18 protein-coding genes and 1 pseudogene are annotated in these 22,691 nt (G+C 68.5%); 9 read left to right on the top strand and 10 right to left on the bottom strand.

The annotated features are described in order from the left end of the window. Positions 1 to 4: 4 nt before the first annotated feature. The 7 genes from GT347_RS16265 to GT347_RS27860 all read right to left on the bottom strand — a co-directional run bounded on the left by GT347_RS16265 (position 5) and on the right by GT347_RS27860 (position 5,488). Positions 5 to 589 (bottom strand): malonic semialdehyde reductase, encoded by a 585-nt coding sequence (locus GT347_RS16265; RefSeq protein ID WP_160553208.1) that lies wholly within the window; start codon positions 587 to 589, stop codon positions 5 to 7. Positions 590 to 711: 122 nt separating this feature from the next. Continuing rightward, positions 712 to 1,713 (bottom strand): Bug family tripartite tricarboxylate transporter substrate binding protein, encoded by a 1,002-nt coding sequence (locus GT347_RS16260; protein ID WP_160553207.1) that lies wholly within the window; start codon positions 1,711 to 1,713, stop codon positions 712 to 714. A 118-nt stretch (positions 1,714 to 1,831) separates the two neighbouring features. Then, a complete protein-coding gene (locus GT347_RS16255) occupies positions 1,832 to 2,563 on the bottom strand; it encodes an SDR family NAD(P)-dependent oxidoreductase (protein WP_160553206.1) in 732 nt (243 codons plus the stop codon). Between the two features lie 38 nt (positions 2,564 to 2,601). Next, entirely contained in the window at positions 2,602 to 3,807 is a 1,206-nt protein-coding gene (gene pcaF / locus GT347_RS16250) for a 3-oxoadipyl-CoA thiolase (protein WP_160555390.1), read from the bottom strand. A gap of 35 nt (positions 3,808 to 3,842) precedes the next feature. Next, a complete protein-coding gene (locus GT347_RS16245) occupies positions 3,843 to 4,493 on the bottom strand; it encodes a 3-oxoacid CoA-transferase subunit B (protein ID WP_160553205.1) in 651 nt (216 codons plus the stop codon). Between the two features lie 12 nt (positions 4,494 to 4,505). Next, the gene (locus GT347_RS16240; protein WP_160553204.1) at positions 4,506 to 5,207 is read right to left on the bottom strand and encodes a 3-oxoacid CoA-transferase subunit A; all 702 of its coding nucleotides are present in this window, start codon (positions 5,205 to 5,207) and stop codon (positions 4,506 to 4,508) included. Positions 5,208 to 5,362: 155 nt separating this feature from the next. Further along, the gene (locus GT347_RS27860) at positions 5,363 to 5,488 is read right to left on the bottom strand and encodes a hypothetical protein (protein WP_268236181.1); all 126 of its coding nucleotides are present in this window, start codon (positions 5,486 to 5,488) and stop codon (positions 5,363 to 5,365) included. Between the two features lie 969 nt (positions 5,489 to 6,457). Here GT347_RS27860 and GT347_RS16235 point away from each other — a divergent pair. Further along, positions 6,458 to 6,670, top strand: a complete 213-nt coding sequence (locus GT347_RS16235; RefSeq protein WP_160553203.1) for a hypothetical protein — start codon at positions 6,458 to 6,460, stop codon at positions 6,668 to 6,670. An 83-nt stretch (positions 6,671 to 6,753) separates the two neighbouring features. On the opposite strand, the pseudogene GT347_RS28080 reads toward GT347_RS16235, so the two are convergent. Beyond that, positions 6,754 to 6,876: pseudogene (locus GT347_RS28080) on the bottom strand (hypothetical protein); the annotation flags it as partial. On the opposite strand from GT347_RS28080, the gene GT347_RS27585 reads away from it, so the two are divergent. Both GT347_RS27585 and GT347_RS16225 read left to right on the top strand, forming a co-directional pair. Beyond that, positions 6,866 to 7,039: a hypothetical protein gene (locus tag GT347_RS27585; protein WP_229722339.1), complete on the top strand. Its 174-nt coding sequence runs from the start codon at positions 6,866 to 6,868 to the stop codon at positions 7,037 to 7,039. The pseudogene GT347_RS28080 and the gene GT347_RS27585 sit on opposite strands and share 11 nt — an antisense overlap. Positions 7,040 to 7,628: 589 nt before the next feature. Beyond that, complete coding sequence (locus GT347_RS16225) at positions 7,629 to 8,063, top strand: DUF1841 family protein (RefSeq protein ID WP_160553202.1); 435 nt, start codon at positions 7,629 to 7,631, stop codon at positions 8,061 to 8,063. Between the two features lie 666 nt (positions 8,064 to 8,729). Here GT347_RS16225 and GT347_RS16220 read toward each other — a convergent pair. Then, the gene (locus tag GT347_RS16220) at positions 8,730 to 9,419 is read right to left on the bottom strand and encodes a c-type cytochrome (protein WP_160553201.1); all 690 of its coding nucleotides are present in this window, start codon (positions 9,417 to 9,419) and stop codon (positions 8,730 to 8,732) included. Positions 9,420 to 9,564: 145 nt separating this feature from the next. Here GT347_RS16220 and GT347_RS16215 point away from each other — a divergent pair, with 145 nt between their 5' ends. Both GT347_RS16215 and GT347_RS16210 read left to right on the top strand, forming a co-directional pair. Then, positions 9,565 to 10,428, top strand: a complete 864-nt coding sequence (locus tag GT347_RS16215) for an AAA family ATPase (protein ID WP_160553200.1) — start codon at positions 9,565 to 9,567, stop codon at positions 10,426 to 10,428. Between the two features lies 1 nt (position 10,429). Beyond that, entirely contained in the window at positions 10,430 to 11,050 is a 621-nt protein-coding gene (locus GT347_RS16210) for a GNAT family N-acetyltransferase (RefSeq protein WP_160553199.1), read from the top strand. Between the two features lie 69 nt (positions 11,051 to 11,119). On the opposite strand, the gene GT347_RS16205 is transcribed toward GT347_RS16210, so the two are convergent. Next, on the bottom strand, positions 11,120 to 11,566 hold the full coding sequence (locus GT347_RS16205; protein ID WP_160553198.1) for a hypothetical protein: 447 nt from the start codon (positions 11,564 to 11,566) through the stop codon (positions 11,120 to 11,122). A 129-nt stretch (positions 11,567 to 11,695) separates the two neighbouring features. On the opposite strand from GT347_RS16205, the gene GT347_RS16200 reads away from it, so the two are divergent. The 4 genes from GT347_RS16200 (at position 11,696) to GT347_RS16185 (ending at position 22,543) form a co-directional block, all read left to right on the top strand. After that, positions 11,696 to 15,187, top strand: a complete 3,492-nt coding sequence (locus GT347_RS16200) for a hypothetical protein (RefSeq protein WP_160553197.1) — start codon at positions 11,696 to 11,698, stop codon at positions 15,185 to 15,187. A 10-nt stretch (positions 15,188 to 15,197) separates the two neighbouring features. Then, positions 15,198 to 16,394: a vWA domain-containing protein gene (locus tag GT347_RS16195; RefSeq protein WP_160553196.1), complete on the top strand. Its 1,197-nt coding sequence runs from the start codon at positions 15,198 to 15,200 to the stop codon at positions 16,392 to 16,394. A gap of 147 nt (positions 16,395 to 16,541) precedes the next feature. Further along, positions 16,542 to 18,410: an autotransporter assembly complex protein TamA gene (locus GT347_RS16190; RefSeq protein WP_160555389.1), complete on the top strand. Its 1,869-nt coding sequence runs from the start codon at positions 16,542 to 16,544 to the stop codon at positions 18,408 to 18,410. Between the two features lie 14 nt (positions 18,411 to 18,424). Further along, the gene (locus GT347_RS16185; protein WP_160553195.1) at positions 18,425 to 22,543 is read left to right on the top strand and encodes a translocation/assembly module TamB domain-containing protein; all 4,119 of its coding nucleotides are present in this window, start codon (positions 18,425 to 18,427) and stop codon (positions 22,541 to 22,543) included. Positions 22,544 to 22,691 lie beyond the last annotated feature (148 nt).

The raw sequence follows: 22,691 nt of genomic DNA, 5'->3' as shown, positions 1-22,691 counted from the left end.
TGCCTCAGAGCACCGTCACGGCCTGCTCGAAGCTCAGGCGCGGATTGCGGTTGAAGGTCTTGCTGGTGTCGGCATAACCCACGTTGATCAGGAAATTGGCCTGCAGCCGGCCGTCGGGGAAGAACTCGGCATTGACCTGGGCGATGTCGAAGCCGCTCATCGGCCCGGCATCCAGGCCCACCGCCCGCAGGGCCAGCAGGAAATAGGCGCCGCCCAGCGTGCCGTTGCGGGTGGCGGTGGCCTGGGCCATGGGCGCATTGCCGGCGAACATCTCGCGCGCGCCCTCGCCGTGCCAGATCTGGGGCATGTATTCGTAGAACTGGGTGTCGGTCGCCACGATCACCGTGACCGGCGCGCCGCGGGTCTTCTCCACATTGCCGGGCGACAGGGCCGGCAGCAGGCGGGCCTTGGCCTCGGGCGTGGTCAGGAACACGTAGCGGGTGGGCTGGGTGTTCATGGAGGTGGGCGCGAAACGGGCCAGTTCGTAGGCCTCTTCCAGCAGTTCCTTGGGCACCGGCTGGTCGGTGAAGCCGTTGGCGGTGCGGGCGTCGAGGAAGAGCTGGTTCAGGGCCTGGCGGTCGATGGTCATGTTTTGGATCCTTGCTGGGATGAAGAAAGCCCGGCCGCCACACAAGGGTGGCGCCGGGCCGGGCGGTGTGCGCCGAAGGCCGAGCATAGGCCCGGCGGCGCATTCCTGCAGACGCCGCGTGCTCAGTCCAGGGTGGCGCCGGATTCCTTCACGACCTTGCCCCACTTGGCCGTCTCGGCCTTGATGAAGGCGGCGAATTCGGCCGGCTTCTCCACCACCGGCTCGGCGCCCTGGTCGGCGATCTTCTTCTTCAGCTCGGGGTTGCCATAGACCTTGATCAGCGCGGCATCGATCTTGTTGACGATGTCGGCCGGCGTGCCGGCCGGCGCCAGCAGGCCGAACCAGGAGGTGGCCTCGTAGCCGGGCACGCCGGCTTCGGCGATGGTCGGCACGTCGGGCAGCTCGGGCGAGCGCTTGGCGGTGGTCACGGCCAGCGGACGCAGCTTGCCGGCGCGCACATGCTGGATGGCGGAGGGCATGTTGTCGAACATGATGGCGATCTGGTTGCCCAGCAGGTCGTTCATGGCCGGCGCGCTGCCCTTGTAGGGCACGTGGATCATGTCCGTCTTGGTCATCATCTTGAACAGCTCGCCCGACAGGTGGATGGAGCTGCCGTTGCCCGAGGAGCCGAAGTTGATCTTGCCCGGATTGGCCTTGGCATAGGCGATCAGCTCCTGCACGTTCTTGAAGGGCTGCTGCGGGTTGGCCACCAGCAGGTTGGGCACATTGGCCACGCGCGAGATGGGCGCGAAGTCCTTGATCGGGTCGAAGGGCATCTTCTTGTAGAGCGACTGGTTGATCGCATGCGTGCCCACGGTGCCCATGAACAGGGTGTAGCCGTCGGCCGGCGAGCGCGCGGCCAGCTGGCCGCCGATGTTGCCGCCCGCGCCCACGCGGTTGTCCACGATGACCGACTGGCCCAGCTCGTTGCCCAGGTACTGGCCGACCAGGCGCGCCAGGATGTCGGTGGTGCCGCCTGCGGCGAAGGGCACGATGATGGTGATCGGCTTGTTCGGGAAACCCGCGGCCGACTGGGCCAGCGCCGGCAGGGCGCAGGCGGCGGCGGCGAAGGCGGCGGTGGCGAGCAGCGCGCGGCGCGGCAGGCTGGAAATACGGATGGTCATGTCTTCACTCCTTGGGGGACGCGACGGCGCCCCCGTCGTGCGCGGGCGTCGTCTCTGGTCGCGGCGAAAGCCGCAAAAAATTCCGGTGGCCGGAAAGGAAATACCCGGGGTGGCGCTCTTAGACCGGCGCCTGACCCAGGGTGGTGCCGCCGCAGACATAGAGGATCTGCCCGGTGACGAAGCCGTTCTCGGGTGCCAGGAAGAAGAGCGCGGCGCGGGCCACGTCCTCTGCCGTACCCATGCGGCCGACGGCGATGCTGTCGAGGATGCGCTGCGTCTGCGGCGCGCCCTCGGGATTGCTCTTGCGGAAGAGTTCGGTGGCGATCGGGCCCGGGCCGATCGCATTGACGGTGATGCCGTCGCGGCCCAGTTCCATGGCCATGGTGCGGGTCATGCCCACCATGCCGGCCTTGGTGGCCGAATAGACGATGCGGTCCACCTTGCCCAGCGCGGCGCGCGAGGACATGTTGACGATGCGGCCCTGCCCGCTGGCGCGCAGCGAGGGCAGAAAGGCCTGGGCCAACAGCATGGGGGCGCGCAGGTGCAGGCCGACCACGTCGTCGAGCTGCGCCGTGGTGGCCGTGTCGATGGTGCCGGGCCGGGTCGCGCCGGCGTTGTTGACCAGGGCCACCACCTCGTAGGCGGCGGCGATCTCGGCGGCGCGCTCGCGGGTGGCCTGCTCGCTGGTCAGGTCGGCCTGGAAGGAGACCAGGTTCTGATGCTGCCAGTCGGGCAGGTTGTAGTCGAGGTTGACCACGGTGCGGCCCTGGGCGAGCAGGGCCTCGGCGATGGCGCGGCCGATGCCGGAGCTGGCGCCGCTGACCACCGTTGCCTGTGTCTTCTTGCTCATTTTTTTCGTCCCTGAATCTTGTTATTGGATGGCCGCGCTCAGACGCGTTCGAGCACCACCGCGATGCCCTGGCCCACGCCGATGCACATGGTGCACAGCGCGTAGCGACCGCCGCCGCGGTGCAGCTGGTTGACGGCCGTCGTCACCAGGCGGGCGCCGGAGGCGCCCAGCGGATGGCCCAGCGCGATCGCGCCGCCGTTGGGGTTCACGCGCGGGTCGTCGTCCTGCAGGCCGAGCATGCGCAGCACGGCGATGCCTTGCGCGGCGAAGGCTTCGTTCAGCTCGATCACGTCCATCTGTGCAAGCGAGAGGCCGGTCAGGGCCAGCACCTTCTGCGTGGCCGGCGCCGGGCCGATGCCCATCACACGCGGCGCCACGCCGGCCGTGGCCATGCCGACGATGCGGGCGCGCGGGGTCAGGCCATGGGCCTTGGCCGAGGCCTCGTCGGCCAGCAGCAGGGCGCAGGCGCCGTCGTTCACGCCGCTGGCGTTGCCGGCGGTCACCGTGCCGTCCGGGCGCACCACGCCCTTCAGCTTGGCCAGGGCTTCCATGCTGGTGTCGCGCGGATGTTCGTCCTTGGAGACGACGACCGCATCGCCCTTCTTCTGCGGGATGGTGACCGGCGTGATCTCGGCATCGAAGTAGCCGGCCTTCTGCGCGGCCACGGCCTTCTGCTGCGAGGCCAGGGCCATCCTGTCCTGCGACAGGCGGTCGATCTTGTAGTCGTCTGCCACGTTCTCGGCCGTCTCGGGCATGGCATCCACGCCGTACATCTGCTTCATCAGCTTGTTGACGAAACGCCAGCCGATGGTGGTGTCGTACACCGCATTGGCGCGGCTGAAGGCCGACTCGGCCTTGGGCATGACGAAGGGCGCGCGGCTCATGCTTTCCACGCCGCCCGCGATCATCAAACCGGCTTCGCCGGACTTGATCGCCCGGGCCGCCGTGCCGATGGCGTCCATGCCCGAACCGCAGAGGCGGTTGATGGTGGCGCCGGGCAGCTCCAGCGGCAGGCCGGCCAGCAGGGAAGACATGCGGGCCACGTTGCGGTTGTCCTCGCCGGCCTGGTTGGCGCAGCCGAAGATGACGTCGGTGACCGCCGCCCAGTCCACGCCCGGGTTGCGCGCCATCAGCGCCTTGAGGGGCACGGCGCCCAGGTCGTCGGCGCGGACGGAGGACAGGGCACCGCCGTAGCGGCCGAAGGGCGTGCGGATGGCGTCGCAGATGAAGGCGTTCTGGCTCATGGGAATCCTGTTTGTCTCTCGGTGTTGGGATGGGATCAGGCGGCGGGCGCTGCGATCGGCAGGCCGACCAGCGTGGAGAGTTCCTCCAGCCCCAGGCCCTCGACGGCATCGATCAGCTGCAGGCCCTGCGGTGTGCAGGCCAGCGTGGCCAGGTCGGAATAGATGCGTTTGACGCAGCCCAGGCCGGTCAGCGGATAGCTGCACTGCTGCACCACCTTGGAGGCGCCCTGCTTGGTCAGCAGATCCATCATCACCCAGGTCTGCTTGGCGCCGATGGCCAGGTCCATGGCGCCGCCCACGGCGGGGATCGCGCCCGGCTCGCCGGTGCTCCAGTTGGCCAGGTCGCCGGTGGCCGAGACCTGGAAGGCGCCCAGCACGCAGATGTCCAGATGGCCGCCGCGCATCATGGCGAAGCTGTCGGCATGGTGGAAGAAGGCGCCGCCGGCCAGCAGCGTCACCGGCTGCTTGCCGGCGTTGATCAGGTCGTAGTCTTCCTGGCCTTTGGCCGGCGCCGGGCCCATGCCCAGGATGCCGTTCTCGCTCTGCAGGATGACTTCGCGGCCAGCGGGGATGTGGTTGGCGACGAGCGTGGGCTGGCCGATGCCGAGGTTGACATAGGCGCCGTCGAAGATGTCCTGCGCGACGCGCCGGGCCAGCTCGTCTTTCGTGCGTTTCTGGTAAGCCATGTGCGTGTCTCCTCAGGCGGCCTGCTTGAAACCGCCGGCCTGGGTGGCGACGCGGTCGATCTTGACGATGCGGTTGACGAAGATGCCGGGCGTGACGATGGCCTCGGGATCGAGTTCGCCCAGCTCCTTCACCGCATGCACCGTGGCGACGGTGAGTTTGGCGGCAGTGGCCATCACCGGCCCGAAGTTGCGCGCCGCCATGCGGTAGGTGAGGTTGCCCCAGCGGTCGCCGGCCTCGGCCTTGATCAGCGCCACGTCGCCGTGGATGGGCATCTCCAGCACGTACTGCTTGCCGTCGATCTCGCGGGTCTCCTTGCCCTTGGCCAGTTCGGTGCCGAAGCCGGTGGGGCAGAAGAAGGCGCCGATGCCGGCACCGGCGGCGCGGATGCGCTCGGCCAGATTGCCCTGGGCCACCAGCTCCAGCTCGATCTTGCCGCCGCGGTAGAGCTCGTCGAAGACGTAGCTGTCGGCCTGGCGCGGGAAGCTGCAGATCACCTTGCGCACGCGGCCGGTCTTGAGCAGCGCGGCCAGGCCGGTGTCGCCATTGCCGGCGTTGTTGTTGACCACCGTCAGGTCTTTCGCGCCCTGGGCGATCAGGCCGTCGATGAGTTCGATGGGGTTGCCGGAAGTGCCAAAGCCGCCGATCAGCACCGTCGAGCCGTCGCGCACGTCGGCCAGCGCCTCGGCCACGCTGGCCGCAATCTTGTCGATCATGGAAGGAGTCTCCTGGACCCGCCTCAAGGCGGGCTTGGGTGGAACTTGTTCTTATGGCGAACAAGTGTTCAAGATTCGTTGTCGCGGCCGGAGTGTAACCGGCCACGCCACCGCTCCTGCCCCCAGCAGGTTTTCCCCCTACCCCGCGCGTCGCGCTACATCCATCCGAGCAGCGCCCGGGCCATCGAGCGCTGCGTGCCCAGCGCGGACAGCGGAAGAAAGTCGATCGCCCCTGCATCCACCTTCTGCCGGATGTAGGCCAGTACCTGTTCGGTGGCCACTGCCTTGTCCGCGCTCCAGTTGTCGGTGTGCGAGAACAGGCAGCCATGGCCCCGAAGGCGATCATGCCGTCGATGTAGGCCTGGGCACCGTCGGAAGTGTCGTCGCCGTCCTGGTCGAAGATGCCGAACAGATGGCCTCGGTTGTTGTGCCCCGAGCTGCCGTGGTAGATGGTGCGTTGCGACGATCCACGCAGGAATTTCGGCGAGCCCAACTGGGCCAGCGCCGCAAGCACCCAGGATGCATCGCCGCCGTTGTCATGGCCGGGCATGCAGCCGAAGTCCACGGGCTGCAGTCCGGCCTGCACCATGGCCGTGTTGTTGTTGCCATAATCGTCGAGCGCCTGCTGCTCGTTGGCCAGGACGCTCACACGCTGATAGGTGCCGTTGGTGAGCCCCCAGCCCGCAGCCACTGCCTGCAGTTCGCCGAATCGGGCCACGGTGAGAAAACGTGCATCGCCCACCAGCCCGTATTTGGCAAACAGGGGCATATACAGATCGAGAAAGATGCTCTTGCCCTGGTACAGATTGCCGGAGATCTGGTCGAAGCTCCACGACAGGATCGGCTTGACCCGGGAAGGAAATTCGATGCGGTCGAGCACGATGGCTGCTCCCACCGGCCATGGCAGGCCATCGACCGCCGCCCCCGTCACCACGATGCTGGCGATCGGCAAGCCATGCATGCCGGCAGGATTGCCTTGCGCCGGGCCAACCCAACTGGTTCCTTCGTGATCCACATAGTTGCGCACCGTCGTGTCGTTCGGCCCGGCCAGCACCAGGGTATTCCAGCCGCGCTTGAAGCCCCATTTGGTGACGAACCACGACTGGCTGTTGGCGCCGCCATTGCCGATGGTCAAGGTGAAGAAACCCAGCACGTTGTCCGAGCACCAGCACCGCAGCATCATAGGTCTTGCCGCGTCGTAGACCGGCCTGCTCGCCACTGCCCAGGTAGCACTGAAACCGCCGTCCTGGGTGCAAATCAGCTTGCGCGCGCTCGGCTGGTCGGAGTACCGGGTTGCGCTCTGCATCTGGGATACGCACTGTTGCAGCGCCGTCGGCTCGGATGCCGCGAAGTCGAAGAACAGCCCGCCTTCGGCCGCGGCCACGCGTTCTGCATTCGGCAAATACATCACGTCTTCCACGCCTTCGGCGAAGCGGCTGACCGTCGAGGAACGGGCCGCGTAGCTGCGATCGCTCACGGTGATGAGGGCCTGCCGGGTGGCCGTGTCCTGCCCGCCGCTGGGATTGATGGCCGTCAGTTTCACGGTGTAGGTGCCGGGCTCGCGGAACACATAGCTGGGGTTCTGATCGCCCGACTGCACCAGGCCGGCACCGAAGAACTCCCAGGACCAGTTGAATGGCCCACCCGTCGATGTATCGGTGAACGACACCGTCAGCGGAATCTGCCCGCTGGTGGTGGACGCCGTGAAGCTGGCGGTGATCGGCAGCGGAATCGTCACCGCGATGGTGTTGCTGGTGGCGCTGGCCTGGCCGCTCGCGTTGATCGCGGTGGCCACGAGGGTCAGCAATTCTCCTTCGACCTGCGGCGTGTAGGTGCCAGAAGCCGTGGCGCGCTGCACGCCATCCTGATTGCTCAGCACGTAGCTGATGGTGGGAGCCGGATAGCCGGTCACCGCCGGCACCGCCCAGACCACCGGCCGCCCGATGGGCGCCACCAGCAGATGTGGGGCGGACGTGAACACCGGCGGCGCCGGCGTCGGCTGCACCACGGCGGGCGCCGGCGCGGGCGCGGGCGCAGGAGTCAGGCCCGGCGGGATGATGGTTCCGGGCTCCCCGCTGCCGCCGCAGGCCACGAGCGCTCCGGCTGAGGTGACGGCAAAGACACCCGCCGATGAGCGGGCGAGCAATTCGAGGAAATCGCGGCGGCCGTTGGGGCCTGGACATGGGTTCATGGTCGTGTTCGGATTTTTTGGTCTTTCGTGTGGCATCTGCATGCAGGCACACGGTTCAGAAACCATCTGTATGGATGGCATCCGCCAAAATTCTCCGGCGACAAAGCGCAAGGATCGGCCGGCTTCATGGGCCCGAAATAGCCAAGACCGGAGGCCAAAAACACGCCTGGGATCTGCACATAAGTACATCGTCTGCCGCGGCTTTGGCACGCGTGCTACGCTGCGCGCCCATGTTCCAGCCCAGCCAATCGGACGTCCGCCGCTTCTTCTGTACCGCCCATGCCAAGGCCCGCGACGGCCACGCGATGGAGGCGCTGGAAACCCTGGCCTCGATGTGGACGGCCGAGCATCCGGAGTACCACGCCGATCTGTCGGATGCGGATGCCGCCGTTGCGCGGGTCTATCCGGCGGGGAGCGATCAGCTCAATCCTTTTTTGCACCTTTCGATGCACCTGTCGATCAGCGAGCAATGCTCGATCGACCAGCCGCGCGGGATCCGGCAGGCGGTGGAGCTGCTGGCCCGGCGGCGGAGATCGCTGCATGACGCGCACCATGAGGCGATGGATTGCCTGGGGAAGATGCTTTGGGAGAGTCAGCGGGCTGGGAGGCCGCCGGATGGGGAGTCTTATGTGGCCTGCGTGCAGCGGCGGGCTACTCAAGATTGAGCTTGGGTTCTTTTGCTACTCCTGCGGAGGGCGGGGCTGGGGCTGCGCGCCCCAGACCGCGCTCACTTTCTTTTGCTTCGCCAAAAGAAAGTAAGCAAAGAAAAGGCGACCCGACACCCGAGGCCCTTCGGGCACCGCTGCGGTACTCGCAAAGGCGGGGTCCACGACAACTCGCTTCGCTCAAACAGGTCGTGGCCCTGATCCGCCTTTGCTCCGTTCCTCGCTCTCGGGCTCACGGGACCCGGATACGGGGACAGCGGCTGCTTCGCAGCGCAACGGGCCTTCGCTGCGCTCGGCCTCCACTGAAAGACCGGGCGTCGCAAAGGGCGGGTATTGATCAATCAGAGGCCGAGCGCAGCGAAGGCCCGTCGCCCTGCGAAGCAGTGGCTGTCCCCGCTCCCCGGGTCCCGTCTGCGGGTGAGCGAGGAGCGGAGCAAAAGCGGATCAGGGCCACGACCTGTTTGAGCGAAGCGAGTTGTCGTGGACCCCGCTTTTGCGAGCACCGCAGCGTGCCCCCTCCGAAGGAGGGGGACTCCCGCAGCCGGGTCGCCTTTCTTTGCTTACTTTCTTTGGCGAAGCAAAGAAAGTGAGCGCGGTCTGGGGCGCGCAGCCCCAGCCCCGCCCTCCGCCAAGGAGACAACCCAAAAAGCCACCCGAGCCAACAAACTAGCGCTGCGAGTGAAACCGCGCTTCAGGCACCGTCTTCAGCTCCCCATCCAGCGAAGCGATATACCCCGCCATGGCCTTCAACTCGGCATTGGAGAACTGCCTGGCGATCCCCGCCATCACCCCATTGCTGCGCCCGAACTGGGCATTGTTCTCGGTCTTGTAGGACCGCAGGGCGACATACAAATAGTCAGCGTTCTGCCCGGCAAGCTTGGGTGTGGCCGCATCGATGGGCTTGGAGAAGTTCGCCCCATGGCAGGTCACGCAGGCCGCCTTCTTGATCAGCGCATCCACCTGCGCGCTCGGCTGGCGGGAAGCCTCGGAAGGCAGGGGCGAAGTGCCGGACTCCTTGCCGTGCGCTTCGTAGTAGGCCGAGACGTCGGCGATATCCTGGTCGCTCAGGCTGTCGGCGATGCCGCGCATGGTGGGATGCTTGCGTTCGCCGGCCCGGTAGGCGTTGAGCGCGCTGCCCAGGTACTTGGCGTTCTGGCCGGAGATCTTGGGAACCTTGTAGACCTCCGGAAAGCTCGCCTGGTAGCCCACGATGCCGTGGCAGCCGATGCACATGTCGACCTTGCGGGCGCCCGCCTTGGCATCGCCCTGGACTTCCTGGGCATGGGCCGCCGGCAACATCGCGGCGACGCCGAAGGCCAGCGCGAGCGCCTTCATCGTGGTGGTCAGCTGGATCATTTTTACGCGCACAATTCCGTTGGAAGGTTCACGTCCTTTGTGCAACGAGTATAGACGTGGCCCCCTCTGAAAAGGCCTGCCGCGGCCTCGCGGATTACCCGCATGGAAGCTCACTTTTTTGCGCCTGACCGCGCCACGGGAACCCATGAGATTTACGGGAACATCGAACTACGTCGCCACCGCCGACCTGATGCTGGCGGTCAATGCCGCCGTCGCATTGCAGCGGCCCTTGCTGGTCAAGGGCGAGCCCGGCACCGGCAAGACGCTGCTGGCCGAGGAGGTGGCCGGCGCGCTCGGCATGCCGCTGCTGCAGTGGCACATCAAGTCCACCACCAAGGCCCAGCAGGGGCTCTACGAGTACGACGCGGTGAGCCGCCTGCGCGACAGCCAGCTGGCCTCGGTGGCGGGCTCGGAGTCGGGTGAGCGGGTGCGCGACATCCGCAATTACATCGTGCAGGGCGTGCTCTGGCAGGCCTTCACCGCCGACGAACCGGTGGCCCTGCTGATCGACGAGATCGACAAGGCCGACATCGAATTCCCCAACGACCTGCTGCGTGAACTCGACCGCATGGAGTTCTACTGCTACGAGACCCGCGAGCTGATCCGCGCGAAGCACCGGCCCCTCGTCTTCATCACCTCCAACAACGAGAAGGAACTGCCCGACGCCTTCCTGCGCCGCTGCTTCTTCCACTACATCCGCTTCCCCGATCCGGCGACCATGCAGCAGATCGTGGACGTGCATTTCCCCAGCCTGAAGGGCGATCTGCTGGCCGCCGCCCTGCGCCTGTTCTACGAGGTGCGCAACCTGCCGGGCCTGAAGAAGAAGCCCAGCACCTCCGAGCTGCTGGACTGGTTGAAGCTCCTGCTGGCCGAGGACGTGCCGCTGGAAAGCCTGCAGGGCGCCGACGGCAAGATCGCCGTGCCGCCGCTGATCGGCGCCCTGCTCAAGAACGAACAGGACCTGAGCCTCTTCGAAAAACTGGTGGCGATGAACGCCCGCAACCGCTGACATGACCACAGCTCTCACGCCGCTCCAAAGCCCCTTCGAATCCGTGCATCTGCGCGGCCCCTTCGCCTCGCTCGAACCGCTCACCGCCGCCCACGCGGCGGAGGCCCGCGAGGCCGTGGCCGAAGGCGAGATCTGGCGCCAGTGGACCACCGACATCCCCGCGCCCGAAGCCGTGGAAGCCGAGATCGAACGCCGCCTCGGCCTGCAGCGCGCCGGCCGCATGCTGCCCTTTACCGTGCGCGATGCCGCAGGCCGCTTCGCCGGCATGACCACCTTCATGGAGATCGACGCGGCCAACCGGCGCCTGGAGATCGGCAGCACCTGGTACCGCCCCAGCGTGCGGCGCACCGCCCTCAACACCCAGGCCAAGCGCCTGCTGCTCGGCCATGCCTTCGACGGCCTGGGCTGCGTGGCGGTGGAGTTCCGCACCCACTTCTTCAACCATGCCAGCCGGGCCGCCATCGCCCGCCTGGGTGCGAAACAGGACGGCATCCTGCGCAACCACCGCATCACCAAGAACGGCACGCTGCGCGACACCGTGGTCTTCAGCATCCTGGATACCGAATGGCCGACGGTGCGGGCACACCTGCAGTTCCAGCTCGACCGGCCGCGCGAGACCTGAGCAACGAAGGCGCGACTTCGCGCCGGCATTCAAAACTTCGTTTGAATGCCCTTACAAGTTCCAGATATATCAATATTGGACGGATATATCTAGGAACTTGCCATGACGCTGCCCCTGGTTTCCATCTCCTCCCGCCGGTCTTGCGATATCGAGGTGGACCCGGGCCAGCCGCCGGCAAATCTTCCGTCGACCCTTTACGCCCAGTATGTCCCCTACCCCAATGGCGGGGGCCAGCTGCAGTTTCTGGCGGACGGCAGGAAAAAGCAGATTCTGCCCCCGGGAGAAGCCGCCGTCTCCACAACAAAAAAGCATTTCAGGGCTGCCGCCCATCATGTCCTGAAAAAGAAGAGAAAACCTGCCGCCGCGCCAAGCAAGACGTTTCAGGCATTTTCCGCCCCGCCTGCGGTCTGGGATGAAGCCGCCATACAAAATCGCCTGGCCGATTACATCTCCACCCATCGCAGTGCGTCGTGCGCTGATACGGACGATTGGGTGCCCTATGCGCCGCACGGCCATGGCGCGCAAAAGGCCAGGGCCGCGGCCCCCGAATCGGTCGATTTCGAATCCCGGCCTTCGATACGCCACCACCTGATGCGGATGGGTGCGTGCGCCACGCAGGAGAGCAGCCAGCCTCAGGCTGCCGCCATGTTCGGCCACCACGGCGCGCAACCCTATGCCATCCTGCTGCACCTGGAGCAACTGGCCCGGCTGATCGCCGGCACCCTGCCTGCGAAATATGCGGACACGGCCGCCGAACTGCGTGCCGGCCCGCTGCGCGACCGCATGATCAGCGCCGTCGCCGAGCATTACCGCCAGCACGAAGACCGGGATACGGCGGCCTCCCCTTCCATTGCCCTGCGTGTCGTGGAACATGCCCTGCACAAGGCACTCGACAAATCCTGCCGCGCCGCCGAGGCGGCCAAAAAGCATGGCAGCCCGCAGCAGGCGGAACTGGCCCAGGCTTATTGCGATTACCTGCGAGAAATAAAGCGTTATGTCAGCACCCAGTCGGTGCCCCACCATTTCGATCTGGCGGGGCTGGAAAGCGCCAAACGCCACGGCACCGAACGCCGGGTGGACGATGGCAAAACCAGTACCAACACGCTGAGCGTGGCCGGGGGCGGAAAAATCAGCAATGTCGTGAGCGCCACCGGCGCCGTCGACCTGATCGGCAGCACCAGCGATTTCATCGATATCGACGGCGACTGCAACCATATCCGCATCAGCGGCGTGAAGCTGAGTTTTTCGCTGACGGAAGGCTTCAACACGATTCTCGCCCTGTATGCCCAACAATCGCTGAGCGGAGCATATTTTCATGGCTCCTACACAGCGCATCCCGAACCACGCCGGCATTACCAGGCGGTTTATCAGAACTATATCCAGCATCCGAGCCGCACCGACCTGCCGGCGCGGTTCTGGAGCTGGCTGCTGGACCGCTCCGCCGATCCCTCCCGGAATCGCCTGCGCATCTCGACCGATCAGTTCTTCAGCGAACTGCAGCGCTTTCTCAGCGGCGTGGAAAGCCTGAGCACCAGCGAATCCGTGCCGCGCCATGCCAAGCGCGGGAAGGTCGGCGTCGGCCGCAAGGCCTGCGAGCTGCACACCCAGGCCCGCAGGATCGACACCCTGGTGCGCGCGCTGCGGCCCGCGCCCAAAACGCCGGATCTGCCCAGCCTCGCGCAGACCACCGCGGCCGCCATTCCGCTGCGCCGCGACGAGATGCGCGAGGTATTCACCCACCTGGATGCCGCCGAACAGGCGACCAGCGCGCGCGAGGCGGCCGAGGAACTGGCCAAGGCCGGCCAGATCGTCGACGGCCTGATCGAGATGCCGGATGTTCCGCCCCTGCCCGGCGGTGCCAATCAGCCAGGGGCGCTGGACCAGGAGCCGGCCTACTGGCACTCCGCCCAGGTCGGCGCCAGCCTGAGTGGCGGCGCCCGCATCGGCAGCGCCGGCTACGAAAAAGCGCTCAAGGCCTTCCAGGCCCTCGCCGGCCCCGAGGCCCGCAAGGCCACCAAACCCGGCCTGCCCCGTTTCAATCCCTCGCTGGACTTCAAGCTGGAGACACAGGCCAATTTCCGCACCGCCCAGCTGCAGCGCCTGCACATCAACCCGCACAAGGCCTTGCTGCCGGAATACCTGGTCAGCAAGCCGGCATTGCTCCGCACGATGAACAGGATCAGGCGCACGCTGGCCGCCGCGTCGCCGGATGCGCCGCATCCCCACCTGGCCTACCTGGACAGCTACGAGCCTTTCGCCGATCTGCGCGAGCGCCATCGCCACCCGGGCGCATCGCCGGCGGGCCAGCATCCCAAGGACGCCTGGCTCGAAGGCATGCTGGCCCGGGGCACGCTGGCACCCGAGGAGGCCGCCGCGCGCCTGCACATCCCGTTTGCCCGCGCCGCCCGGCAGATGGCGAGTTTCATGTTCGTGGAGAGCGCGGCGCTGCATGCCACGCCCGGCTCGGCCGAATCCCGCGAGGCCGTGGCGCTGATCAATGACGCCTTCTGGCAGGGCCGCCACACCATCGCGCCGGCCAGCGCCACCCGAGAGGAGATCGACGACTTCCTGGGCCTGACCCGCGGCCTGATCGCCCTGGCCTGCAACGATGTCTGCAAGACCGCCGCGCTGGTGACCGACGCCGCCGCCCGCCAGCGCCAGGCCCTGTCGCCGCAGGCACGCCAGGCCTTCGACGAGGCCCGCATGCGCAACGCCGGCTACGCCCGATTCCTCGCCAGCTGTTTTGCCAAGGGCAACGATCTGGGCAACGAGTTCCACGCCCGCCATGCCGTCGTGCTCCAGCCGGGGCCGAGCGACCGCGACGATTTCACGGTGACGATGACACTGCCCTCCCTGAAGCTGCCGGTGCTCGATACCGCCGTCACCGCCGGCAGCCGTTTGGCCCAGGGCCTGGGCCCGGTGACCGACAACCTGCCGCTGACCGCCAGCGTCACCCTGACCTACCAGTCCAGCGTGTTCGACCATCCGGCGCCGCTGCCGCGTGCCGGCAGCGGCACCAGCTACACCGCCGCGGGCAAGCTCAGCGTGCTGCTGGGCAGCCATCTGCCGGCGCTGTTCCATGCGGTGCACACGGGCCAGGTGTCGGCCCGGGCCAAGGCCAGGCAGCCGGGTTCGGCCAGACTGGCCAACCATCTGCTGGACGACTTCGCGGGCCAGCCCGACTTTCCCGCGGACCTGGGCAGCGCCTTCGAGGAAGAGATCGCACGCATGCGCCAGCCCGAATCCATCTTCGGCAAGCTTTTCCATGCCCTGACCGGCAGCGAAACCAGCGGCGTGACGGTGCGCAAGTTCCGCCACCCCGGTGCCGGCCAGCCTTCGCTGGTGCGCGATCTCTGCTGGTGGATGGAGACCCGGGGCAGCATCACCGTCATGCCCGAGGTGCTGGCCTATTTCCAGCCCGGCGCCAGCCTCAAGGCGGGCGGCAGCGTGGGGGGCGTGCGGCATGTCACGCTGGCACACCGGCTGGGCAACGATCCCTTCTACAACAGCATGAATTTCGTGAAGACCGGCGGCCTGAACGCCGCCTTGCAGCGCGACCCGCAGGGCCGCATCGATTTCGCCGCCATGCAGGCCCTGCTCGACGAGAAGGACGAGACCTGCCGCAGCTGGTTCGCCGGCGCCGTGCCGGGCAGCCTGGGCGCCGTGCTGGACAACTACCAGCAGCTGCTGGACTTCGCCAGGCGCGGCGGCCCCCGCGAGCGTGTGCCCGGCAATCCGCTGGATATCCTGCAGCACCCGGCCTGGCGCGACATCCTGGAGAACGCCCATGCCTGGAGCCGGCGCGATCCCCGCAACGAAACCCCGCTGGAGGAGCTGGACGCGCCCGGCCCGCTGCAGCGCCTGTTCGAAGACATGGCCAGCGCCCGGCCCCTGTCCGGGGCCGACCGGCGGCGCCTGCAGGCCATGTCGGCACAGGAGCGCATGCATTTCCTGGTGGCGCACCGGCCCGATATCCTGCAGACCGTCTTCGACCTCTATTCGGCCCTGAACACGGCCAACATCTTCGTGAAGAACGTGCTGGGCTATGGTCCGGCCGTCAACAGCTTCTTCGGCGAGGCGCAAGAAGAGCAAGACGAAAGAAAAGAGGACCCTACAATTTCCAGCCCATCTGCGTGACGGAGGCCCCATGCTGATCGACTTCTTCTTCACCCTGCGGGCCGCCCTGCTGCCGGTGTCGGTCACCGAATACCTGGCCTTGCTCGAAGCGCTGCAGGCCGGCGTGGTCGGCCCCGGCATCGATGGCCGGGGCGAGGGCGGCGGCATGGAGGACTTCTACCACCTCGCCCGCACCGTGCTGGTCAAGGACGAAAAGCACTACGACCGCTTCGACCGCGCCTTCGCCGCCTATTTCCAGGGCGTGCAGATGCTGACCGAAAAGCTCGGCGAGATCCCCGGCGACTGGCTGAAGAAGCTGCTCGACCGCGAACTCACGCCCGAGCAGAAGGCCGCCATCCAAAAGATGGACTGGGACGAGCTGATGAAGACGCTCAAGGAACGCCTGGAAGAACAGAAGGGCCGGCACGAAGGCGGCAGCAAGTGGATAGGCACCGGCGGCACCTCGCCCTTCGGCAACGGCGGGGCCAACCCGCAGGGCATCCGCATCGGCGGCACCGGCGGCGGGCGCAGCGCGGTCAAGGTCTGGGAGCAGCGTGCCTACCGCGACTACGACGACAACCTGGAACTCTGCACCCGCAACATCAAGGTCGCCCTGCGCCGGCTGCGGCGTTTCGCCCGTCAGGGCGCGCCGGACCAGTTTGACCTCGACGGCACCATCGCCAGCACCGCGGCCAATGCCGGCTGGCTCGACATCCGCATGCGGCCGGAGCGGCGCAACACCGTCAAGCTGCTGCTGCTGATGGACGTGGGCGGCAGCATGGACGACCACGTCAGGCGCGTCGAAGAACTCTTCTCCGCCGTGCGCAGCGAGTTCAAGCACCTGGAGTTCTACTACTTCCACAACTGCGTCTACGACTTCGTCTGGAAACACAACCAGCGCCGCTTCGCCGAGAAGATCGACACCTTCGACCTGATGCGGCGCTACGGCCGCGACTACAAACTCGTCTTCGTGGGCGACGCCACCATGAGCCCCTACGAGATCCTGCAGCCCGGCGGCAGCGTGGAATACCACAACGCCGAAGCCGGCGCCGAATGGCTGCAGCGCCTGACCCACCACTTCCAGCACCATGCCTGGATCAACCCCGAGCCGCAGGGCGTCTGGGGCTACCGCCAGAGCATCGGTGTGATGCAGCAGCTGATGTCCGGGCATATGTACCCTTTGTCACTCAAAGGCCTGGAGGAGGCCATGCGTCTGCTGTCAAAATGAAACGATGACCGGGCGCCAGCAACCTTTTCCACACCGACACACGCCTTCCGACTCCGCCCCGCGCCGGCACCCTTGCCGGCGTTTTTTCGACCGGTGTCCGGCGGCCTTTGCGCCCTGGCGCTGGTACTGCTCTCCGGCTGCAGCCTGATGCCCGGCGCCAAGGAAAAGGCCCAGGCCGAGGCCGCCGCCGAATCGCCCCCCGGAGACCGGGTGCTGAGCAGCGGCGAGGCCTTGCAGGCCGCCCAGGCCAATGCCCGCAAGCCGGCCGGCGAAGCCCGGCGCGAGGCCTTCACCCTCGACGTGCGGGCGCCCGACGAGATCCGCGACTATCTCAACCTGCACCTGGAGCTTCAGCGCTACCGCCAGCTGCAGGACCTGGACGGCCAGGAACTCTCCCGCCTGCTCGGCGCGGCCGAGGCCAACACCCGCGACCTGCTCGGCACCCTGGGCTACTTCGCGCCCCGCATCAGCGTGGACCTGCGCGAGACGCCGGCCGACGCACGCGCCCCGCGCGAGGTCGCCATCGCGGTCGATCCGGGCGAGCGCACCCGCATCGCCCAGGTGGACATCGGCTTTGCCGGCAACATCGCCGACAACCCCGCCGCCGCTGTCCAGCGCCGCGACGTGACGACCGGCTGGGGCCTGCGCAGCGGCCAGCCCTTCACCCAGGACGCCTGGGACAGCGCCAAGACCGCCGGCCTGCGCCGCATCACCGCAAGGCGCTATCCCACCGCCAGCGTCGCCTCCAGCAGCGCCGACGTGGATGCCGACACCAGCCAGGCCAGGCTCGCGGTCACCTATGACTCCGGCCCGCCCTACCGCTTCGGCCCGGTGCAGGTGAAGGGCGCGGAGCGTTATCCGCCCGAAGTCGCCCAGCGCCTGTCGCTGCTGCCGGTGGGTGCCGAATACGACCAGGCCGCCCTGCTCACCGCCCAGCAGCGGCTGGCGGCCAGCGGTTATTACGACTCGGTCTTCCTCACGCTGGACACCGATGCCGGCACGCCCCAGGCCGCGCCGGTGATCGCCCAGGTGCGCGACGCCAAGCTGCAGAAGATCGTCTTCGGCGTCGGCGCCAGCACCGACAGCGGCCCGCGCCTGTCGGTGGACCACATCCACAACCAGCTGCCGCTGATCGGCTGGCGGGCGGTGTCCAAGGTCTCTATCGACCAGAAGACCAAACTCATCAGCAGCGAGCAGACCTCGCTGCCCGACGACAACCTGTGGCGCTGGGTCACCTCCGAGCGACTGCAGCGCGAACTCACCGGCAGCTACGAGGTCAACAGCGGACGCCTGCGCGGCGGCCGGGCCAAGAGCACCGACCACATCGACCGCGGCTACTACCTGCAGTACGACTACGCCACCACGACCAACGGCGATGCCGACGCGCCGCCGTCGGGCTCGGCCATCAGCACGCCCTGGAACTGGACCGGCCGCTACTTCGACAACCCCACCGCGCCCAGCCGCGGTTACGGCGTGGCGGTGGAGGCCGGCCCCGGCATGACCTTGATCGGCGACCGCGCCCCCTTCCTGCGCAGCTATGCGCGCGGCCTGGCCTTCCTGCCGCTGGACAAGCTGCAGGCCGACGGCAGCCCGGCGCGCAGCGGCCGGCTGCAGTTCCGCGCCGAGGCCGGCATGGTCAACGTGAAGGACAGCGCCACCGTGCCCGCCACCCTGCTGTTCCTGACCGGCGGCGACTCCACCGTGCGCGGCTACAGCTACCGGCAGATCGGCGCACGCACGGTCGACGGCCAGATCTACGCCGGCAAGTACCTGGCCGCCGGCAGCGTGGAATGGCAGCGGCCCATCGTCTGGAACGGCGAGATGACCGAATTCGAGAGCGCCCTGTTCATCGATGCCGGCGCGGTCGCCGACCAGCCCGGCGACCTCAAGGCCAAGGTCGGCGTGGGTGCCGGCGTGCGCTGGCGCAGCCCCGTCGGGCCGCTGCAGGCCGATGTGGCCTATGGCGTGGATCCCAAGAAGTTCCGGCTGCACCTGCGGCTGGGCTTCACTTTCTGAATCCGAAGACACGCATGGCTTTGCAAGACGACCCGTCCGCCAACCCCTCGACGCCGGCGCCCCGGCCGCGCCGCAGCGCGCTGCGCTGGGCCGCAGGCATCTTTGGCTCGCTGGTGCTGCTGCTGGTCGCCGTGGTGGCGGCCGGCTGGATCTGGGCCGGCAGCGCGACATCGCTGGCCACCGCGGTCGCCCGCGCCGCCGCTTACCTGCCCGCCGGGCAGACCCTGGAAACCCGCGAGGTCAGCGGCAACCTGCGCACCGGCGGCCGCATCGGCGCGCTGGTCTGGCAGGGGCCCACGCTGCGGGTGGAACTACAGGACGTGCGCATCGGCTGGGCGCTGGCGCCGCTGCTGCAGCGCAAGGTCTCGCTCGGCGAACTGCATGCCAGCAGCGTCACCGTCACCCGCCTCGGCCCGGGCGAGGACACGCCCACCGAGCCGCTGCAGTCCCTGGTGCTGCCGGTGGACATCGACCTGCCCTTCAGCGTGGACACCATCCGCTGGACCGGCCCGCCCGAGCTGTTGGTGGAAAAACTCGCCGGCCGCTACCGCTACGAGCACGGCGCGCACCGGCTCGACATCGACGGCGTGGACGTCGCCCACGGCCACTACAGCCTGCAAGCCAAGCTGCAGGGCGCCGCCCCGATGCAGCTCGAAGCCCTGCTCAAGGGCCGGCTGCAGGCCCCCATGCCCGAGGGCGTGGCGCCGCTGACCGTGGGCGCAGGCGTGTCCGCCAGCGGCACGCTGGCCGGCGCCGATGCGCGCCTGGACGTCGCCGCCGCCCTGCGGCCGGCCGACGACTCACCGCTGCGGGCCGATCTGCGCGCCCAGGTCATGCCCTGGCAGAAGCAGCCGCTAGTGACAGCCCATGCGCTGCTGACCCAGATCGACCTGGCCCGGCTGCTGCCGCAGGCACCGGCCACGTTGCTGGGCGGCACGGTCGATGCCGGCCCCACGGCCGAAGGCTGGCAGGTGAAGGCAGCGCTGCGCAACGACATGCCCGGCCCCTGGGACCAGGGCCGGCTGCCGGTCGAACAGGCCGATGTGGCGGCGGCGCAGACCGCCGATGGCGCCTGGGCGATCTCCCAGGCCGTGGTCAAGGCCGGCGGCGGCGAGATCAGCGCCCGGGGCCGCTGGGGCCCTCAGGCGACCGCGCCGGCCGAAGGCGCCGCCGCGCCACCCGCGCCCTGGCAGGTCGTGGCCACGCTGGCCGGCATCCAGCCCGGCGAACTGCACACCCAGCTGGCCGGCCCGGTGCTCTCGGGCAAGGCCAGCGCCAGTCAGCAGGGCGAGCCGCTGGACTTCGACCTGGCGATCACTGGTACGGGCGCCACCCGGCCCGCCAAGGCCGCCCCGTCCACCGCGCCGCGCCGCAAGGGGCAAGCACAACCCACCGCCCTGCAAACCCTCGGCCTGCAGGCGCTGTCGGCCACCGGCCGCTGGTCCGATGGCCTGCTGGACCTGCGCAAATTCCAGCTGCGCGCCGCCGACGCCAGCGCCGAAGGCGCGGTGCAGCTGCGCCCGGCCGCCCGTGCCGGCAAGGGCCAGGTCACGGCCTCGGTGCCCGGCGCCAAACTGAACATCGACGGCGACATGGCCCCCGCCACCGGCACCGGCCGCGCCCAGCTCTCCCTGGCAGATGCGGCCACGCTGCAGCGCTGGATCGAAGGCCTGCCCGGCCTGCGCGGCGCCCTGGCCGGCATCTCGCTGGACGGCAGCGCCAGCCTCGACGCCCAGTGGCGCGGCGGCTGGGAAAGCGCCCAGCGCCGCTGGCAGCAGGGCGGCGCCTCGGGCAACGACCTCACGCTGCAGGCCACGCTCGTCGCACCCAAACTCGACATCGCCCTGCCCGCCTCCACCACGCCCGATGCGGCCGGCGCCAACCGCCGCGCCACCACCATCGCCCTGAAGGGCATGCGAGGCGAAGTCTCCGGCTCGCTCGCCCAGGCCACGCTCTCGCTGCAGGGCTCGGCCGCCACCGGCACGCAGAGCGCCACGCTGCGTACCCGCGCCAGCGGCGGCGTGGACGGCCCCGGTCGCTGGCGCGCCGCCTTCTCCGAACTCCAGCTCGAAGCCGCCGACAGCCAACTGCCCGGCCCCTGGAAGATCGACCTCGATGCGCCCCTCTCGCTGCAGATCCGCCAGGCCAAGGACAGCCTCGCGGTGGAAACCTCCGCCGGCAGCGCCAGCCTGGCCGGCCCGGCGCCGGGCAAGGTCGCCATCCAGTGGCAGCCGGTCAGCCTGCAGAGCATCGGCAGCGGCGCCGCGGCGCAACTCAAGCTACGTTCGCAAGGCCAGCTGAAGGGCTTGCCGATGGCCTGGGCCGAGGCGCTGTCGCAGGGCGCCCGCGACGCCATCGCCCAGTCCGGCTTCGCCGGCGACCTGGTCTTCGACGGCAGCTGGGACATCGATGCCGGCGACACCCTGCGCGCCCGCGCCAGCCTGGCGCGCACCTCGGGCGACATCCGCATCCAGGTGCCGGGCAGCACCGCCACGCCCTCCAGCGTGAGCAGCAGCGGCACCGGCAAAGGCGCGGACAGCGTCAAGGCCTCGGCCACCGCCGCCGGCAACGTGCCGACCACCTCGGCCGGCGTCATCGCCGCCCGCATCGACCTCGCGGCCGACGGCGACGACGTGAAGGCCGAACTGCTCTGGGACAGCGCCCGTGCCGGCGTGATCAAGGCCAGCGCCGGCACCCGCCTGTCGCACGGCGCCGAAGGCTGGGCCTGGCCCGAGAACGCCCCCATCACCGGCAGCCTGGACGCCAGCCTGCCGCAGGTCGGCGTCTGGTCGGTGCTGGCGCCGCCGGGCTGGCGGGTGCAGGGCAGCTTCGAGACCCGCGCCCAGCTCAGCGGCACCCGCGTGGCGCCGCGCTGGTCGGGCACGCTCAACGCCAACGGCCTGGCGGTGCGCTCGGTGGTCGACGGCATCGACCTGCACGACGGCCAGCTGCGCAGCACCCTGCAGGGCGACCGGCTGGAGATCACCGAATTCAGCCTGCGCGGCGGCAACGGCCCCAGCACCCGGGTGGCCGGCATCGCCGGCAGCCTGGCCACCGCCCGCACCGTGGCCACCGAGACCGATGGCGGCACGCTGCGCGGCAGCGGCACCCTGTCGTGGGCCAACGGCATCCGCATGGACATCCATGCCCAGGCCCAGGCACTACGCGTATCGGTGCGCACCGACCGGCAGCTCACGCTCTCCGGCACCATAGACGCCCGCCTGGGCGACGACGGCCGCCTGGTGCTGCGCGCCGACCTGAAGACCGACCGCGCCGTGATCCTGCTGCCCGACGACAGCGCCCCCACCCTGGGCAGCGATGTGCATGTGCATTCCGCGGCCATCGACCGCGAGAACGCCGCCCAGGCCGCGAAGGCCGGCGCCGCCAGCGCCAGCACCGCCGTGGGCACCGCCAAGCCGCCGGACGTGCTGGTCGTCTTCAACCTCGGCAACGACTTCGCGGTGCAGGGCCGCGGCATCACCACCCGGCTGACCGGCCAGCTGGAGATCCGCAGCACCGCCGGCCTGGGCCTGCCGCCGCGCGTCACCGGCGAGATCCGCACCGCCTCCGGCCAGTACCGCGCCTACAGCCAGCAGCTCGACATCGAATCGGGCGTGGCCAGCTTCAGCGGCGCCATCGACAACCCGGCGCTCGACATCCTGGCGATCCGCCCCAACATCAGCGTGCGCGCCGGCGTGCGGGTGACGGGCACGGCGCAGGCGCCGCAGGTCAAGCTGTACTCCGAGAGCGGGCTGACCGATGCCGAAATCCTGTCCTGGGTGGTGCTGGGCCGCAGCACCGCCAACGGCGGCGCCGAAGCCGCGCTGCTGCAGCAGGCCGCGCTGGCGCTGCTGGCCGGCGGCAAGGGCAGCTCGGGCGGCATGGCCAAACGCGTCGGCCTGGACGAGATCGGCTTCAAGGGCCCGGGCAGCGGCAGCGATGCCAGCACCGCCGCGCTCACCTTCGGCAAACGCATCTCGCAGAAGCTCTACGTGACCTACGAACACGGCCTGTCGGGCGCCGTGGGATCGCTCTACATCTTCTACGACCTGACCCGGCGCCTGACCCTGCGCGGCCAGGCCGGCAGCAGCAAGAACGGGCTGGATCTGATCTACACGCTGACCTACAACTGATCGGGGCGGGGCGGCTTCTGCGTGAAGCCGCCCGCACGCTGACCGAAACGCCCGCCGACGGGCATTGAAAACCCGGGCGGGGATACGTTGTATTCAGGAACTTGGCCACATAAATATCCCGATGCGCCAATTTCCTTGACAGGGCGTG

Origin of the sequence: Xylophilus rhododendri, from assembly GCF_009906855.1 — a bacterium.
In the GTDB taxonomy this organism is placed as follows: Bacteria; Pseudomonadota; Gammaproteobacteria; order Burkholderiales; family Burkholderiaceae_C; genus Xylophilus; species Xylophilus rhododendri.
Note: the sequence above shows the minus strand (reverse complement) of the source record. Positions and strands in the feature narration are given on the sequence as shown.